14 protein-coding genes are annotated in these 16,443 nt (G+C 44.7%); all 14 read left to right on the top strand.

Going from position 1 to position 16,443, the window contains the following annotated elements; translation table 11 throughout:
* Positions 1-86 precede the first annotated feature (86 nt).
* Positions 87-647 carry a dCTP deaminase gene (gene dcd, locus CSUNSWCD_RS09925; protein ID WP_002948812.1) on the top strand — a complete coding sequence of 187 codons (561 nt, stop codon included), beginning with the start codon at positions 87-89 and terminating at the stop codon, positions 645-647.
* 310 nt (positions 648-957) lie between these two features.
* On the top strand, positions 958-1,956 hold the full coding sequence (pseB, locus tag CSUNSWCD_RS09930; protein WP_009496872.1) for a UDP-N-acetylglucosamine 4,6-dehydratase (inverting): 999 nt from the start codon (positions 958-960) through the stop codon (positions 1,954-1,956).
* A gap of 212 nt (positions 1,957-2,168) precedes the next feature.
* Positions 2,169-3,299 (top strand): UDP-4-amino-4,6-dideoxy-N-acetyl-beta-L-altrosamine transaminase, encoded by a 1,131-nt coding sequence (gene pseC / locus CSUNSWCD_RS09935; RefSeq protein WP_009496874.1) that lies wholly within the window; start codon positions 2,169-2,171, stop codon positions 3,297-3,299.
* Positions 3,300-3,311: 12 nt separating this feature from the next.
* The gene (gene pseF / locus CSUNSWCD_RS09940; protein WP_009496876.1) at positions 3,312-4,007 is read left to right on the top strand and encodes a pseudaminic acid cytidylyltransferase; all 696 of its coding nucleotides are present in this window, start codon (positions 3,312-3,314) and stop codon (positions 4,005-4,007) included.
* Positions 4,008-4,013: 6 nt separating this feature from the next.
* Positions 4,014-4,238, top strand: coding sequence for a hypothetical protein (locus CSUNSWCD_RS09945; RefSeq protein ID WP_009496878.1), 225 nt, complete (start codon positions 4,014-4,016; stop codon positions 4,236-4,238).
* Positions 4,228-5,076 (top strand): UDP-2,4-diacetamido-2,4,6-trideoxy-beta-L-altropyranose hydrolase, encoded by an 849-nt coding sequence (pseG, locus tag CSUNSWCD_RS09950; RefSeq protein ID WP_009496880.1) that lies wholly within the window; start codon positions 4,228-4,230, stop codon positions 5,074-5,076. The genes CSUNSWCD_RS09945 and pseG overlap by 11 nt, the downstream gene beginning before the upstream one ends.
* Positions 5,073-5,549 (top strand): UDP-4-amino-4,6-dideoxy-N-acetyl-beta-L-altrosamine N-acetyltransferase, encoded by a 477-nt coding sequence (gene pseH / locus CSUNSWCD_RS09955; RefSeq protein ID WP_009496882.1) that lies wholly within the window; start codon positions 5,073-5,075, stop codon positions 5,547-5,549. The genes pseG and pseH overlap by 4 nt, the downstream gene beginning before the upstream one ends.
* An 8-nt stretch (positions 5,550-5,557) precedes the next feature.
* Positions 5,558-6,586 (top strand): pseudaminic acid synthase, encoded by a 1,029-nt coding sequence (gene pseI, locus CSUNSWCD_RS09960; RefSeq protein ID WP_009496884.1) that lies wholly within the window; start codon positions 5,558-5,560, stop codon positions 6,584-6,586.
* The gene (locus CSUNSWCD_RS09965) at positions 6,586-8,655 is read left to right on the top strand and encodes a motility associated factor glycosyltransferase family protein (protein WP_009496886.1); all 2,070 of its coding nucleotides are present in this window, start codon (positions 6,586-6,588) and stop codon (positions 8,653-8,655) included. Before pseI ends, CSUNSWCD_RS09965 begins: the two co-directional genes overlap by 1 nt.
* Positions 8,656-8,725: 70 nt before the next feature.
* Positions 8,726-9,511, top strand: a complete 786-nt coding sequence (locus CSUNSWCD_RS09970; protein ID WP_009496888.1) for an ABC transporter permease — start codon at positions 8,726-8,728, stop codon at positions 9,509-9,511.
* On the top strand, positions 9,508-10,731 hold the full coding sequence (locus CSUNSWCD_RS09975; RefSeq protein WP_009496890.1) for an ABC transporter ATP-binding protein: 1,224 nt from the start codon (positions 9,508-9,510) through the stop codon (positions 10,729-10,731). The genes CSUNSWCD_RS09970 and CSUNSWCD_RS09975 overlap by 4 nt, the downstream gene beginning before the upstream one ends.
* The gene (locus CSUNSWCD_RS09980) at positions 10,724-14,308 is read left to right on the top strand and encodes a glycosyltransferase (RefSeq protein WP_009496892.1); all 3,585 of its coding nucleotides are present in this window, start codon (positions 10,724-10,726) and stop codon (positions 14,306-14,308) included. The genes CSUNSWCD_RS09975 and CSUNSWCD_RS09980 overlap by 8 nt, the downstream gene beginning before the upstream one ends.
* Positions 14,308-15,339 (top strand): GDP-mannose 4,6-dehydratase, encoded by a 1,032-nt coding sequence (gmd, locus tag CSUNSWCD_RS09985; RefSeq protein ID WP_009496894.1) that lies wholly within the window; start codon positions 14,308-14,310, stop codon positions 15,337-15,339. The genes CSUNSWCD_RS09980 and gmd overlap by 1 nt, the downstream gene beginning before the upstream one ends.
* Positions 15,329-16,186 carry an NAD-dependent epimerase/dehydratase family protein gene (locus CSUNSWCD_RS09990; protein WP_009496896.1) on the top strand — a complete coding sequence of 286 codons (858 nt, stop codon included), beginning with the start codon at positions 15,329-15,331 and terminating at the stop codon, positions 16,184-16,186. Before gmd ends, CSUNSWCD_RS09990 begins: the two co-directional genes overlap by 11 nt.
* Positions 16,187-16,443: the final 257 nt, after the last annotated feature.

Genomic DNA, 16,443 nt, shown 5'->3' on the forward strand with positions numbered 1-16,443 from the left:
GATAAATTTTAGCGCAAAACGGCACTCAAATTTTACGTAAATTTAAATTATGTTATAATCGCTTAAATTTAAAATAAAGGTAAAAAATGGGGCTAAAATCTGACGCCTGGATACGCAAAATGTCGCACGAAAAGGCGATGATAGTGCCGTTTGCCGAGGAGCAGGTCGGACGCGGCGTGGTTAGCTACGGAGTGTCCAGTTACGGCTACGATATCCGCGTGGGCGATGAGTTTAAAATCTTTACGAACATCGGCGGCACCGTGGTCGATCCAAAGAATTTCGACGAAAAAAACGTAGTGGACTTTAAAGGCGACGTGTGCATCGTCCCGCCAAATTCATTCGCTCTAGCGCGCACGATCGAGTATTTTAATATGCCAGATAACGTGCTAGCCATCTGCCTGGGCAAAAGCACCTATGCTCGCTGCGGTATCATCGTAAACGTCACGCCTTTTGAGCCGGGATTTAAGGGGCACATCACGATAGAAATTTCAAACACGACGCCGCTGCCGGCTAAAATTTACGCGAACGAAGGCATCGCGCAGGTGCTGTTTATCGAGGGCGACGAGCCGTGCGAAGTGACGTATGCCGATAAAAAGGGCAAGTATCAGGCGCAAGAAGGCATAACCCTGCCTAGGATTTTGAAATAAAAGCTTGTCTTTTGAGTGCTTTTTCAGTTGCGCTTCGCTCACTGCTTTGCAAGAAGCGGAGCTGGCTAAAATTTAGCTCGGCGGACCACTTGTCCAGCCTACGCTAAATTTTATCTGCGCAACCCCAAAAATCATCTCAAAATACTACGCTCCAATTAAATTTAACGAGCTAGATTTTGAATCAAATTTAAGGCACGGTTTTTGCTCCGGCTGAATAAAATTTAAATAAACGGCGAATCGTTTTAGCTAGGCGAGATAAATTTAAAATTTACGACGTACGGCGAAAACGAGCCGCGAAAGGCAAAAATAAATGTTTAACGGAAAATCCATTCTCATCACCGGCGGCACCGGGTCATTCGGCAAAAAATACACCGAAATTTTACTCTCCAAATTTAAACCTAAAAGGCTAGTCATCTACTCTCGCGACGAGCTAAAACAATACGAGATGGCACAGGTTTTTAAAGACCCCGCCATGCGATTTTTCATCGGCGACGTACGCGACGAAAAGCGCCTGATGACCGCGATGAACGGCATCGACTACGTCATCCATGCAGCAGCTATGAAGCACGTTCCTATCGCGGAATACAACCCGATGGAGTGCATCAAAACCAACATCAATGGCGCCCAAAACGTCATCGACGCGGCGCTAGAGTGCGGCGTGAGCAAGGTCATCGCGCTCTCGACTGATAAGGCGTGCAACCCGGTAAATTTATACGGCGCGACCAAGCTTGCTAGCGATAAATTATTCGTCGCGGCAAACAACATCGCGGGCAGCAAAAAAACTCGTTTTAGCGTCGTTAGATACGGCAACGTCGTGGGCTCGCGCGGCTCGGTCGTGCCGTTGTTTAAAAGGTTGATCGCAGAAGGCGTAAAAGAGCTACCTATCACGCATGCCGATATGACGCGGTTTTGGATCACGTTAGAACAAGGCGTAAATTTCGTACTTAAAAACTTTGAGCGCATGAAGGGCGGCGAAATTTTCATCCCAAAAATCCCTTCGATGACGATGATCGAGCTTGCTCGCTCCATGGCGCCACATCTTGGCGTAAAGATAATCGGCATCCGTCCGGGCGAAAAGATGCACGAGGTCATGGTCGGCAAGGACGACGCGCACCTAACCTACGAGTTTGACGACCACTACGTAATCAGCCCGTCGATCAAATTTACGAGCAAAGACGACGACTTTAGCATAAACGCGCTAGGCGAAAAAGGGCATCTCGTGGAGGAAAATTTCGAGTACAGCTCGGATAAAAATAAAATTTGGCTAGATAAAGACGGACTCTTGGAGATGATCGAAGCGAGTAAATAAATTTGGCGAAATTTAGAAATTTTAGCGGACAAACTTAAACCAAAATATGAAACTTTAGAAAAGTAAGGCAAAGTATTTTTTGCTTAGACGAGGCAAAATCGAGTGAGACAAGGGAGTTACCATATAGGTAATGACCGCAGGCGAGCGAGATTTTAACGAAGTATAAGCAAAAAAGACGAGCCGTAATAAAGACAAGCCAAAAAAGGACAAAAATGATACCCTACAGCAGACAACAAATCACCGACTCCGACATCGCCGCCGTCGTGAGTGCACTAAAAGACGATATCCTAACGGGCGGCGACAAGGTCGGCGAATTTGAGCAGGCGATCGCAAAATACGTCGGCGTAAAGCACGTCGTAGCGATGAACTCGGCGACGAGCGCACTTCACGTCGCATATCTAGCGCAAGGCGTGCGAGAGGGAGACGAGGTGATAACTACGCCCATCACGTTTGCGGCGACGGCAAATGCAGCGCTAATGGCGGGAGCGGAGGTTAAATTTGCACCCGTTAAATTTGATGGAAATATCGACGAAAACGCGCTTACAAGCCTCATCACGCCTAAAACCAAAGTCATAACCGCAGTTGATTTCGGCGGCAATCCCGTAAATTTAGACGCCATCCTAAAACTAGCCAAACAGCGCGGCATAAAGGTGCTCGACGACGCGTCGCACGCGCTTGGCAGCTCGCAAGGCGGCGTCAAAGTCGGCGCAAAAGCGGACGTTAGCATTTTTAGCTTTCACCCCGTTAAGCCGCTAACGACCTTTGAGGGCGGCGCGTTAGCGACTAACGACGACGAGATCGCGCGCTTAGCACGCCTCTACCGCTCGCACGGCATAGCTAAAAAACGCCTCTGGGATAGTGACCAGACCGTACTTGGCTACAACTACCGCCTGCCAGACGTCGCCTGCGCACTAGGGCTAAATCAGCTAAAAAGGCTAGACGAAACCATTGCGGAGCGCGAGAAAATCGCCAAATTTTACGACGAAAAATTTGAGAAAAATCCGTATTTTAGCACCGTGAGGCTACCTAACGACGTCGTTAGCTCGCGCCACCTCTATCCGATTTTGCTCTTTCGACAGTTTTGGTGCGCCAAAGAGGACATCTTTGCCGCCCTTCACGAGCGCGGTATTGGCGTGCAGGTGCACTACAAGCCGACTTATAAATTTAGCTTTTACCGCGAGCGCTACGGCGATATCTGGGTTCCTAGCGCCGAGGATTTTTACGCGGCCGAGCTTAGCATCCCGTGCCATCAGTGTATGAGCCTAGAGGACGCAAATTTCGTCGCGGACGCGCTTTTTGAGGTTTTAAAGAGCTTTGATACGCCGCAAGGCTGCAGGGTTTAGGCGGTAAATTTGATGAGAGACAACCAAAACCGCGCCCTTTGCGTCATCCCGGCTCGCGGCGGCAGCAAGCGCATACCGCGCAAAAACGTTAAGGATTTTTTAGGCAAACCGCTGATAGCCTACAGCATCGAAGCGGCGCTAAATTCGGGCGTTTTTGAGCGAGTGATCGTTAGCACCGATGACGCCGAGATCGCGGACGTCGCAGTTAAATTTGGCGCGCAAGTTCCGTTTGTGAGAGACGCCGCGCTGAGCGACGACTACGCCACCAGTAGCGACGCCGTAGCGGACGCGGCGAGAAGGCTAGGCGGCGGATACGCTCACGTTTGCTGCCTATACGCGACGGCACCGCTCATCACGGGCGAAATTTTACGCGAGGCTTACGGCAAATTTGAGGAAGCGGAATGCGAGTTTTTATTTTCCGCGACCGAGTTTGACTTCCCGATCCAGCGCGCGATCAGGCTTGGCGAGGACGGCGCAGTGAGTATGTTTTACCCGCAGTTTGCGCTAACTCGCTCGCAGGATTTAGAGCGAGCTTATCACGATGCGGGCGCGTTTTATTTCGGTAGGCGCGAGGCGTGGCTGGATAAAAAACCGATCTTTGCGCCGCATTCAAGGGCGTTTTTACTGCCGCGAAATTTGGTCTGCGACATCGATACGCCCGAGGATTTCGAGTTTGCGCAAAAGCTTTACCGGATAAATTACCGCTGAGGAAAAATGCAAAAAGATTACATAAAAGCCAAAATATCGGTAGCTAGAACGCTCATGCAGATCTTTGCGGTTGCGGGGATCTTGCACATTTTTTATCTGGCGGTTAGCTACCGCGGTTTAAACGAGCTTCAGATTATATTTTTCGCCGCGGCGGGCGCCGTTTACCTCATCGCCGCCGTGTGTTTGACGCTTAGAATTTTAAATTTGGCGGAAAAACTCGATGAATTTTGACAAAATCTCAAACCTAAAAACCCTCATACGCGCCGATAGCGGCTCAAAAATCGGGCACGGACACGTTAGACGCGATCTTATCTTGGCGCAAAATTTTAAAGACATTAGCTTTGCTTGTATCGACCTGCCGGGCAGCCTAGCAGGCGAGATACCCTACCCCGTTTTTACGCTAAAAAGCGCGGATATAAATGAACTAGTAAATTTGATAAAAGAGCATAAATTTGAGCTTTTAGTGATCGATCATTACGGCATTAACGCGGCGGACGAAAAGCTAATCAAAGAGCAAACAAACGTCCAAATTTTAAGCTTTGACGACAACTACAAAGAGCACTTTTGCGACTACTTGCTAAACGTAAATATCTACGCCCAGCCCCAAAAATACGCAAATCTAGCGCCCGCAAACTGCGAGCTGATATTTTCGCCGCTAGTTAGGAGCGAGTTTTATAACGAAGCAAAAATCAAACGCAAGAAAAAATTTAATTACCTCATCGCGCTAGGCGGCACTGACTCGCTAAATTTGACCGCCAAAATCGCCTCAAATTTGCTCGTTAAAAACAAAAAAGTAGCGGCTATCACGACGAGCGCAAACGCAAATTTGGCAAATTTGCAAAATTTGGCGGATAGCGAGCCAAATTTTAGCCTATTTATAAACTCAAACGAGGTCGCGCGACTGATGAACGAGAGCGAAATTTTAGTGATTTCGGCTAGCTCGCTCGTAAATGAAGCGCTGGTTTTGGGTGCTAAATTTAAAGCCGTGCGCGTCGCAGATAATCAAAACGAAATGGCGCAGTGGCTAGCGGCAAACGGGCGCGAGATCTACGAGGCGGACGAGATATGATTGAGCTTATAAATTTCACCGATCTAACGGACGAGCAAATTTTGATGATTTTGCGTTGGCGAAACGACGAGCGAGTCGCAAAATACATGAAAAACAAAAGCGTGAGCGAGCAAGAGCACAGAAACTTTATCTCAAATTTGAAAAACGACGAAACGAAAAGGTATTTTTTAGTAAAAGAAGATAGCTGCTACATCGGCGTGATAGATTTCGTGGATATAGAAGCGGACTCTTGCGAATTTGGCATTTACACAAATCCCCAGCTAAAAGGCAAAGGCAAAATCCTAATGCAAACCATCGTAGAATACGCCGCCAAAACGCTTAAAGTCGCCGAGCTAAAATCGTGCGCCTACAACGAAAACGAAAAAGCGATCGCGCTATACCGCAAATTCGGCTTTGAAATTTACGGGCGCGACGAGCAAATGAGCTATATGTCGTTATCTTTGCGCAAACTTGATATAATGGTTAAAAGTTAGGAAAATTTATGAAAATAGCAAATTTTGACACGGACAAAAAGGTATTTATCATCGCCGAACTCTCGGCAAATCACTCCGGCAGCCTACAAACGGCGCTTGACACGATAAAAGCCGCCAAGCGAGCGGGCGCGGATGCTATAAAGCTGCAAACATACACTCCTTATAGCCTCACGCTAGATTCGCGCGGCGAGGACTTTATGATAAAAGGCGGACTGTGGGACGGGGCAAATTTATACGAGCTCTACAAGCAAGCCCTGACACCGCGAGAGTGGCACGAGCAGCTTTTTGCCGCAGCAAAGGACGAAGGGCTAGTCTGCTTTTCAAGCCCGTTTTGCAGGGACGATGCCGATTTTTTAGAGAAATTTAACCCGCCCGCTTATAAGATAGCGAGCTTTGAGGTCACGGATTATGATTTCGTGCGGTACGTCGCGCTCAAGGGCAAACCGATCATCATCTCCACCGGCATCGCAACCGAGCAAGAAATCGCCGACGTCGTGCAAATTTGCAAAGATGCGGGAAACGAGCAGATCGCGCTTTTAAAATGCACGTCTAGCTACCCTGCTCCGCTTGATGGGATGAATCTGCTCACGATTGCGGATATGAAGCGCAAATTTGGCGTCGAGGTCGGCTTTTCAGACCACACGCTAGGTATCGTAGCGCCCGTTGTCGCCGTGAGTCTTGGCGCTCGCGTCGTAGAAAAGCACTTTATCCTAGACAAAAGCGTTCGCAGCGTCGATGAGGCTTTTAGCCTGGACGAGCTGGAATTTAGCGAAATGGTAAAAGCCGTGCGAGACGCCGAAGCACTGCTTGGCAAAGTAAACTACGAGCTAGACGACAAAGCCGTGCAAAATCGCCGCTTTTCGCGCTCGCTTTACGCCTGCGCGGATATCAAAGAGGGCGAAATTTTTAGCGAAAAAAACGTAAAAAGCGTGCGCCCGGGATATGGCCTGCACCCTAAATTTTTACCTGAGCTACTAGGTAAAAAAGCAAAAAGAGATATAAAATTTAGCGAGAGAATCACAAAGGAGGATATATAATGGCTAAGAAAAAAGAGGACGAGTACCTAAAACTAAATAGCTTGCAAAAAAAGGGCGCTCGCGAAAATCAAACAAGCGACAAAGGCGATAAAAATATCGATGAAACCGTCACAAATATTGCAAATCCTATTTTCAAAAAAAATCTTCAAGCGCTTTTTCAACAGGACGAAATTTTAGCCGCGCGCCTTTGGGGCATGAAAGAGACCGAAAAATACGACGTTTTTATAGGAAAAGATCCGATAGATATAAATATCATCGACAATAAAACCCTAAAATACGTCTACGAAAGCCCGGCTAAAGATATTCTACGCATCCTAGAGTCGACCGAAAAAGAGTATAAAAGATATCCTATCATGTACTTTTACGGTCTTGGCAACGGTATTTTTTATAAAGCCTTGCTAAAAAACGAAACGCATCAAAAAGTCATAGTCGTAGAGCCCGAGATAGAGATTATTTATATAGCATTAAATTTAATCGACTTATCGGATGAACTGATTAGCGAAAGGCTAGTTTTATTTTTCTCAGAATTTGCGACATACTCGCAGTTTTATTTTGCGGTTTCTAGCCAACTTTTCTCTTCATACGCAAAAACTTATAACCTACACATCCACACGCCGTTTTATGAAAATTTCCATGAAGATATCGTAAGGATAAATAAAGACTTCACCAAGGCTATATCTCAAATGGTCGTCGCTCACGGCAATAGCATAGACGATACTCTAATAGGCATAAAACACCACATAGAGCATATTCCGGAGATGGTTACAAACTATTGCTATACGGATCTGATCAAAAAAAGACACGGACTCATGGATACCGCCATCATCGTATCTACAGGCCCGAGTCTAGATAAACAACTAGAAACTCTTAAAAAATTCGCGCCGTATTTTACCGTTATCAGCCTTGACGCGTCGTATCCTATTTTATTAAAGCACGGTATAAAACCGGACTACGTAACCTCAATCGAGCGCGTAGAGGCTACGTCCAGCTTTTTTAAAAACAAAAACAAAAAAATAGACGAAGATATTTATTTTATAGTAGCGTCGCTAACGCATAAACAAACGGTAGATAATATCTTACCGCGCCGCCTAACTCTTACGATGAGGCCGCAACAAAGCGAAATGGCGTTTAATATGCCAAAATACGGCTATCTCGGCATCGGCCACTCTACGGCAAACCAGGCTTATCAGTTAGCTTACGCTCTCGGGCATAAAAATATTATTTTAATAGGTCAAGATTTAGCCTTTGCCCCAGACGGCAAATCTCACGCCAGCGGGCATGCATTTGCTCAGGCTGATGAATACCTATACGTAGAAGCTTACGGCGGAGAAGGCGAAGTAAGAACGACCTATATATGGGACAAATTTAAAAATCAGTTTGAAAAAGATATAGAGCAGGCTAAAAACGAGCAAATCACGACATATAACTGCACGGAAGGCGGCGCTAGAATACAAGGAAGCATTGAGCGACCGTTTTTGGAAACTGCAGAAGAGCTTAGTAAAGATAAAAAGATCAAAAAGCTACCGCACATAGAAAAAAACAGCGAAAAAACGGCAAACAAAGACCTGCTCAAAGCCTACAAATTTATCGTCAAAAAAGTACAAACTCAAAATAAAGTAAAACAAAGAATAGAAAAAACGTTCCTAGAACTAGTTCCCAAGATCGATAAGATAATGAAGATCAAAGATGAAGGCAAAGTGGACGAAAGCCTATTTGATCCGCTAGTAAAAATTATCGACAAAATAGATAAGCTAAAAAATTACATTAGCGGACAAAATCTAAAAAAATATATAGAAAACGTCTTGCAAATCGCCGTATATCATCAAGAACTAGAACTAGCCAAAATTTCGGTCGCACCCAGCGATACTAAAATGGAAAAAGTAAACAAGCTGCTCGAATGGGCCGAGATGCACAAATACTGGATGTTTTCGGCTGCAGGCGGCATAAATGCAGATATGGAAGTGACCAAAAAAGCGTCCGAAAATTTAGTCAAAGAGCTAAAAAAGCGAGGACTAATAGAAACAAGCGAAATCGGAGAGGTGAAAGAGGAATTTAGGCTAAGCATTTAAATTTCGATTTTTCTTTATTTTTAGCCTTTATTTGGTAAAATCACGCAAATTTAGCTAATCGGACGAAAGATTGTTTTCAAATATTTATACGTATAGGTTTTTTATCGTAAATTCGGTCAAAAACGAGTTTATAACCAAATTTGCAAAAAGCAAGCTGGGCGTAGCGTGGGCAATACTGCATCCGCTAGCCCAAGTGCTCATCTACGCGACCATACTCTCCTCGGTACTCTCAGCCAAGTTGCCCGGCATCGATAGCAAATACGCATACGCAATCTACCTAATGAGCGGGATGCTTTGCTGGATGCTTTTTAGCGAGATTTTTTCGCGCTGCATCGGCATTTTTACCGACAACGCCAACATAATCAAAAAAATGTCTTTTCCAAAAATCGTTCTTCCGGCTACCGTAGTTTTAAGCTCAGTGATAAACAATCTAATTTTATTCGCCGCAATAGCAGTCGTATTTGCTTTTTTGGGACATTTTGCCGGCGCAAATTTGATCTTTTTGCCGATCTTTTCCTTAGTCACGGTGATGCTAGCCGTAGGATTTGGGCTGTTTTTCGGCGTCATAAACGTCTTTATGCGCGACGTAGGCCAGATCATCGCCATCGTATTGCAGTTTTTATTTTGGCTAACGCCAATCGTTTATATGACGAGCATTTTACCGTCAAATTTGCAAGAGCTAATCTACATAAATCCGCTTGTTGGCGTAGTTAGCGGCTATCACGATATTTTGATTTACGACAAGATGCCCGATTTTTCACTTTTGATTTATCCGATTATTATCGGCGCGGCAAGCCTTGGAGCCGCATTTTTCGTTTATAAACGAGCCGAAGAAGAGATGGCGGACGTTTTATGATTTTATCGGTTCAAAATATCTGTAAAACTTACTTGGATTATGAGAGTAACTTTAAGCGATTTGCCTCGTGGTTTAGCAAAAATAAAGAAGAAAAAAACGTAAAAACCGTGCTAAAAGACGTAAGCTTTGACGTGGGAGCCGGCGAAGTAGTCGGGCTAATCGGTCAAAACGGAGCGGGCAAGAGCACTCTTTTAAAAATCATATCGCACACACTAAAGCCCTCAAGCGGCCGCGTAACGAGCAGTGCTAAAATTTCGTCTATTTTGGAGCTGGGCATGGGCTTTCACGGCGATCTAACAGGCAGGCAAAACGCCTACCAGTCCTGCTCTCTCATGGGCTACTCAAAAGAGCAGATCGACGAAATAATAGCCTATATCGAAGACTTTGCCGAGATAGGCGAGTATTTTGATTATCCCGTGCGAATTTACAGTAGCGGCATGCAGATGCGCCTTGCTTTTTCGGTCGTCACGGCAAACCGCCCAGATATACTCATCATCGACGAAGCGCTATCGGTAGGCGACGTGTACTTTCAGCACAAAAGCTTTGACAAGATAAAAGAATTTAAAAGCCTAGGCACTACGCTCATCATCGTTTCGCACGATAGCGGTGCGATAAAATCGATCTGCGACCGAGTAATCTTGCTAGAAAAAGGGCAAATTCTAAAAGACGGAGAGCCTGAAGCCGTACTTGATTATTATAACGCCCTAATCTCAAAAAAACAAGACGTACAAATCTCGCAAGTAGCCCTAGAAAACGGCAAAATCGCAACTATATCGGGCAACAAAAAAGCCTGCATAAAAAACGTGGAAATTTTAGACGCCGCAGGCAAAAAGATACAAAATTTAGAAGTCGGCAAAAAAATCAAACTAAAAGTAACGGTACAAGCAAACGAAAATTTGCCCTCGCTAGTGCTAGGCTATCAGATCAAAAATCGCTTCTCGCAGGTCGTCTACGGCACGAACACTTACCATCTAAAGCAAGCTTTAAAAAATCTCAAAAAAGGCGAGGAGTACGACTTTAGTTTCGAATTTGACGCAAATTTGGGCGTCGGGTCGTTTTCAGTCACATTAGCGCTACACGATAACGACAACCATCTGCAAAACAACTACGAATGGCGCGACAACGCAATCATTTTTAACGTCGTAAATTTTAGCAAGCCCGATTTCGTCGGCCTTGCGTATCTTGAACCGAGTTTAGAAGTAAAGAGAATAAATGGATAAATTTTATAAAAGTTTCGAGGATAAATTTAGGGGAGATAAGAGCGAGATCAAAAAACGCCTGCTTGCTTATGAGCCGTTTTTGCAAATTTTAAAGCAAAATAACGAAAAGCCGGCGGCGGTCGATCTAGGCTGCGGTAGAGGCGAATGGCTTGAAATTTTAAAGCAAAACGGCTTTATTGCGCGCGGTTGCGACGTTAGCGAGGAGATGATAAAAGAGTGCGAGAAAAACGCGCTTGAGGCCAAAAAACAAGGAGCGATAGAGTTTTTAAGCGAGCTAGAAGACTCAAGCCTTGCGCTCGTTAGCGCCTTTCAGCTTGCAGAGCATTTAGAGTTTAGCGAGCTTTGCGAACTAATAAAACAAGCGCGCCGAGTTCTCAAAGACGGCGGTATCTTGCTACTTGAAACGCCAAATCCCGAAAACTTACGCGTCGCTACGCTAACTTTCTACTTAGACGTTACGCACGTAAAGCCTATCCCGCCGATGCTACTTGAGTATCTGTGCGAATTTGAAGGCTTTAGCGATACGTTTATGATGAGGCTGAACTCAAATTTGAGCTTTAGCGAGGATTTGCAAAATCAAAACGTCACGTTAAGAGACGTTTTAAGCAGCGTCGGGCTTGATTACGCGGTTTTGGGACTTAAAAACGGCGACGAAAAAACTCACGAAGCATTTTTAAACGCGGCTAAAAGCGGCTATAGTTTTGAAGAGTTAGCCGATAGATTCGACGTAGCGGCGTTTAAAAACAAAACTCAGATGCTCGAGCTAAAAAACGACGTCTGGAAGGAGTCTTTGGAGACGAAAGAGGCTCTTTGGAAAAGCTCGCTTGAGCTAGATAATTTACGAGCCCAAAACGCACGCCTGCACGAAGATCTAGAAAATTTACTCGGCAAATATCTCGCGCTAAACCACAAAGTCTACGTCCTAGAAAACGAAACTCCCGTTATCAAAAACGATATCGAGCATCTTAAAATTTTCGTCGCCAAATTTAAAAGGGTCGCAAAGCCGCTTATTTGGGTATATAAGTTTTTGAGATTTTGTAAAAATTTAGCTAAAGATAATCTCAAAAAAGCGCTCAAATTCGGTATAAATTTAACCGAAAAGACGGCAAATAACAATCCTAAATTTAAAAAGAATCTCAAGATATTTTTAAATAAATTCCCGGCTCTTAGGGCAAAAATTTTTAGCCTCAAAGGCCAAATAAGAGACGATATATACGTCTCGCAAGAGGGCGTTTTCGAGCCGAACGTTTTTGAACTAAAGCACTCAAAAGAGTACGAGCAAAATTTGGAGCTGAAAAATCTCAAATTTAAAGAAAACTTTAGCGAGCTAACGGTAATCGGCAACATCAGCGGACACTACAGTCTGGCCGCAATAAATAGAAACATCGTATTTAGGCTACTAAACAAAGTAAAAAACGTCTTTGTTATCTGCTATCACGCAAACTATTTTGATAAAATCGAAGACATCGCGATAACCAAAGACGAGTACGAAACGCTAAGAAGCATAGTGCCGGATAAAAACGCACCCGCAATCAGAAGCGACGACAAGGTCGCGATCTACCACCACTACCCGCTAATCGAAGACGTGCGCGAGGGATACGGCTTTGAGATCGCGGTGTTTTTCTGGGAGGAGTCGCGTATCCCGCCTAGGACGATCGAAATTTTAAACTCCAAGTATAAAGGCATTTTAGTTTCGACCTTTTTCATCAAAAAAATTCTCATCGACAACGGTTGCTATACGCCCGTAAAAGTGGCCGATATACCGCTAAAAACGCCGCCTGCGCCAAGCGTTTCGCAAGAAAACAGCGACCAAAAGCGCGAGATAAAGCTCTTTCACATCTCCTCGTGCCTACCTAGAAAGGGTGCCGATGTGCTACTGCGAGCCTTTAACGAAGCTTGCAAAAAAGCTAAATTTGAGCTAAGCCTAACGATAAAAAGCTTCCCTAATCCGCACAACAGCGTAACCGAGCAAATCGAGCTTTTAGTCGATAAAAAGTACCGCGATAAAATCTGCGTGATACTAAACGAAGATCTAACCGCGCTTGACGTGGCAAATCTATACGAGCAGTGCGATATCGTCGTGCTACCGACGCGCGGCGAGGGGCTAAATATGCCGGCAATCGAAGGCGTACACTATAAAAAGCCGGTTATCTCCACCGACTATAGCGGCCAGTGCGAGTTTTTGGATGGCAGCTGCGAGTTTATCGGATACAAATTTGCGCCGGCCGTTACGCATTTTAATCTAAATTATTCATTTTGGGCGGAGCCTAGCGTCAAGGATCTAAGCGAAAAGATCCTCAAAGTAGCCGAGCAAATTTTACAAAACCGCGCGCCAAACATAGAACCAATAAAACAGAAGGTCGATGAAATGATGTTCGGCAAGAAAAATGCGCTAAATTTTATCTCGAGCATCTCGCATCTAAAATCCTTTAAAAATGAGCCAAGCGAGCTAAAAATAGCCTACTTTTCGACATATAACGCCGTTTGCGGTATAGCCGAATACTCAAAATACCTAACGGACGAGCTTGCGCGAGCGGGCGCAGATTTGCAAATTTACACTTGGAGCGAGCAAAAGCGCACCGATGGGTCAAATTTAACCCAAGAAAACGACAATATAAAAGTCTATGAAATAGAGCGCGAAAAACTACTATCGGGGCTTGAGACGGATGCGAATATTATCTGGCTACAACACCATTTTACCTTTTTCGAGATAGATGAAAAGCTAAAATCAGACGTCGCCGCGCTAAAATCGCAGGGCAAAATTTGTTTCATCACGCTTCACAGCACGAAGCAAATCCTAAACTACCCGCACCAAACTCAACAAAACTGGCACGACACGCTTTACGAATTCGACCGAGTTTTCGTCCACAGTATCGACGATCTAAATACGCTTAGGCTGCTTGGACTTATCGACAACGTCACGCTAGTACCACACGGAACGCAAAATTTAACGAGCGCTCAAATCAAATGCAAAGAAGCGGACGGCAAATTTATGGTAGGATTTTTAGGACTGCTATTTGCGCATAAAAACCTACCTGTGCTACTAGAAGCTTTTGCGAAATTCAGTCAAAATATAGACGCAAAACTAGTCATAATCAGTCCGGTCGCAAGCGCGGACGGCGAGGCGGAGCTACAAAGATGCCACAAACTTTGCGAAAAGCTAAATTTGAGCGAAAAAATAGAGTGGCATACGAGCTTTTTACCGATAGAAACTGTAAACGAAAAACTAAGTTGTTGCGATGCGATCGTATTGCCGTACGGACAGACCGACGAGGGTAGTAGTGCAGCAGCCAGAGTCTCTCTAAGTCTTTGTAAAAACGTTATAGTTACGCCGTCAAGAATCTTTAGCGAGATGCAAAATATCACGATAGCGGCAGACGGTTTTAGCGACGAGGATATCCTAGAACAACTCGAAAAAGTAAAAAATAATGAAATAGATGGTAAAATTTATGATAAGCGCATAAAGTGGCTAGAAGAAAACAGCTGGCAAAACATCGCCGGTCTTTATTTAAGAATCTTTAAAGCCATAAATACTGATCATAATTTTATGCGACATTTAAAAAACGGAGAAGAATAATGAAAAAAGCTATAATCACGGGCGTCGGAGGCCAAGACGGCGCGTATCTGGCTAGATATCTGATCGATCTGGGATATGAGATCTATGGCGGTTACAGACGAGCGGTGAGCCCGAATTTTTGGAGATTAAACGAGCTAGGTCTTTTAAATGAGCCGAATTTTCATCTAGTCGAGTTTGAGCTAACCGACCCGTTTAATATCCTAAGCGTCGTCAATAAAATAAGACCCGAGGAAATCTACAACCTAGCCGCCCAAAGTTTCGTAGGCGTTAGTTTTAAAGAGCCTTTCCACACTGCAAACGCTACGGGTATCGGCACGCTAAATATACTAGAGGCAATCAAAACGGTAGATAAAAGTATCAAATTTTACCAAGCTAGCACATCAGAGATGTTCGGCAAAGTCCAAGCCGTCCCGCAAAGCGAAACGACGCCGTTTTATCCGCGTTCACCTTACGGAGTGGCAAAGCTTTATGCACACTTTATCACAGTAAACTATCAAGAAAGCTACGATATTTTCGCCTCAAGCGGCATTTTATTTAACCACGAAAGTCCGCTAAGAGGACTTGAGTTCGTCACGAGAAAAATCACGAATACGGCCGCAAAAATCGCTCTGAAAAAGGCTAAAACTTTAGAACTAGGCAACCTAGACGCAAAGCGCGACTGGGGCTACGCCAAAGAATACGTCGAAGGCATGCACGCGATGCTACAAGCCCCAACTCCGGACACCTTCGTGCTCGCTACCGGCGTAACGACCACTGTCAGGGATTTTGTAAAGCTTAGCTTTGAAGCGCTAGATATCGGAATAAAATTCGAGGGCGAAGGCATAAACGAAGTCGGGCTAAACGATAAGGGCGACGTGATCGTAAAGATAAATCCGGCATTTTTTAGACCCGCGGAGGTCGATCTGCTAATAGGCGACGCCTCAAAAGCTAAGCAAAAGCTCGGTTGGAGCGCAAAGACTGATCTAAAGGGACTTTGCGATATGATGATAAAAGCCGATCTAAGGCGCATCGAGGCGGGATTTGAGTTCTAAGCGCGTTTTTATCACGGGGATTGAGGGCTTTACGGGTCGCTATCTGGAGCGATACCTTTGTGCGCTCGGCTACGAGGTCTCAGGCGGCGCCCTGAGACCTAGCGCGCCTAATCATACGCGCCTTGATCTGCTTGATAAAGACAGCATAAAAGCCGCCTTTGGCGTCAAATTCGACTACATCATCCACCTCGCGGCGGTGTCTTTTGCTATGGCCGACCCTACCGAAATCAAAAATGCAAACGAAATCGGTACCATAAATTTGCTAGAGGCTCTAGGTTCCGTTAAATTTGAAAAGGCGATCTTTGCAAGCTCGGCTAGCGTCTACGGCGGAGGAGATATGCCCATGTGCGAAAACTCTCCGTTAAATCCGCAAAGCGTCTATGCCGAAAGTAAAATTTTCATGGAGGAGCAGATAGCTAAAAGCGGACTTCCTTTTATCATAGCGCGCCCATTTAACTACACAGGTACTGGACAAAGCGAAAATTTCCTCATACCAAAAATAGTGCGGCATTTTAAAGATAAAGCTCATACAATAAAACTCGGAAATTTGACGCCAAAGCGCGAATATAACGACATAAACGACGTCGTGAGAATATACGAGCAACTACTAAAACTCGAAGCTAACGATGAAATTTTTAACATTGGCTCTGGTAAGGCTTATAGTATTGAGGAAATTTTACAAATTTTACATCGCTTAAGCGGGCACGATATCGCCGTACAAAGCGATCCCCGATTTATCAGAGCAAACGACCCCGCCCTACTCGTCTGCGATACTATGAAACTAAAAAGCTGTGGCATAGCTCCTTGCAACGGAGATATAAATAATCTACTATACTCTATGCTTTAGATATTAATATACTTCCTGGCGTCTTTCGCCAAAATCTAGCATTGTTATTATTCTATTTTTTATATACAAAAACTTAAATAGTTCGTATCTTATTAAATCACGGATTTTAATTACTTTTCCCGCAGGTTTTAATTTCCGGTTTTAGACCAAAATCAAGAGCTAGGCGCAAAATGGAAAAATATGTAACTTTAAATTTTATAAACTGGCTTTACAGAAGAAGAGAAGTTCGGCAGGTAAAACCTGCCGAAAAGAAAGGA

Source organism: Campylobacter showae CSUNSWCD (assembly GCF_000313615.1).
Lineage (GTDB): Bacteria > Campylobacterota > Campylobacteria > Campylobacterales > Campylobacteraceae > Campylobacter_A > Campylobacter_A showae_A.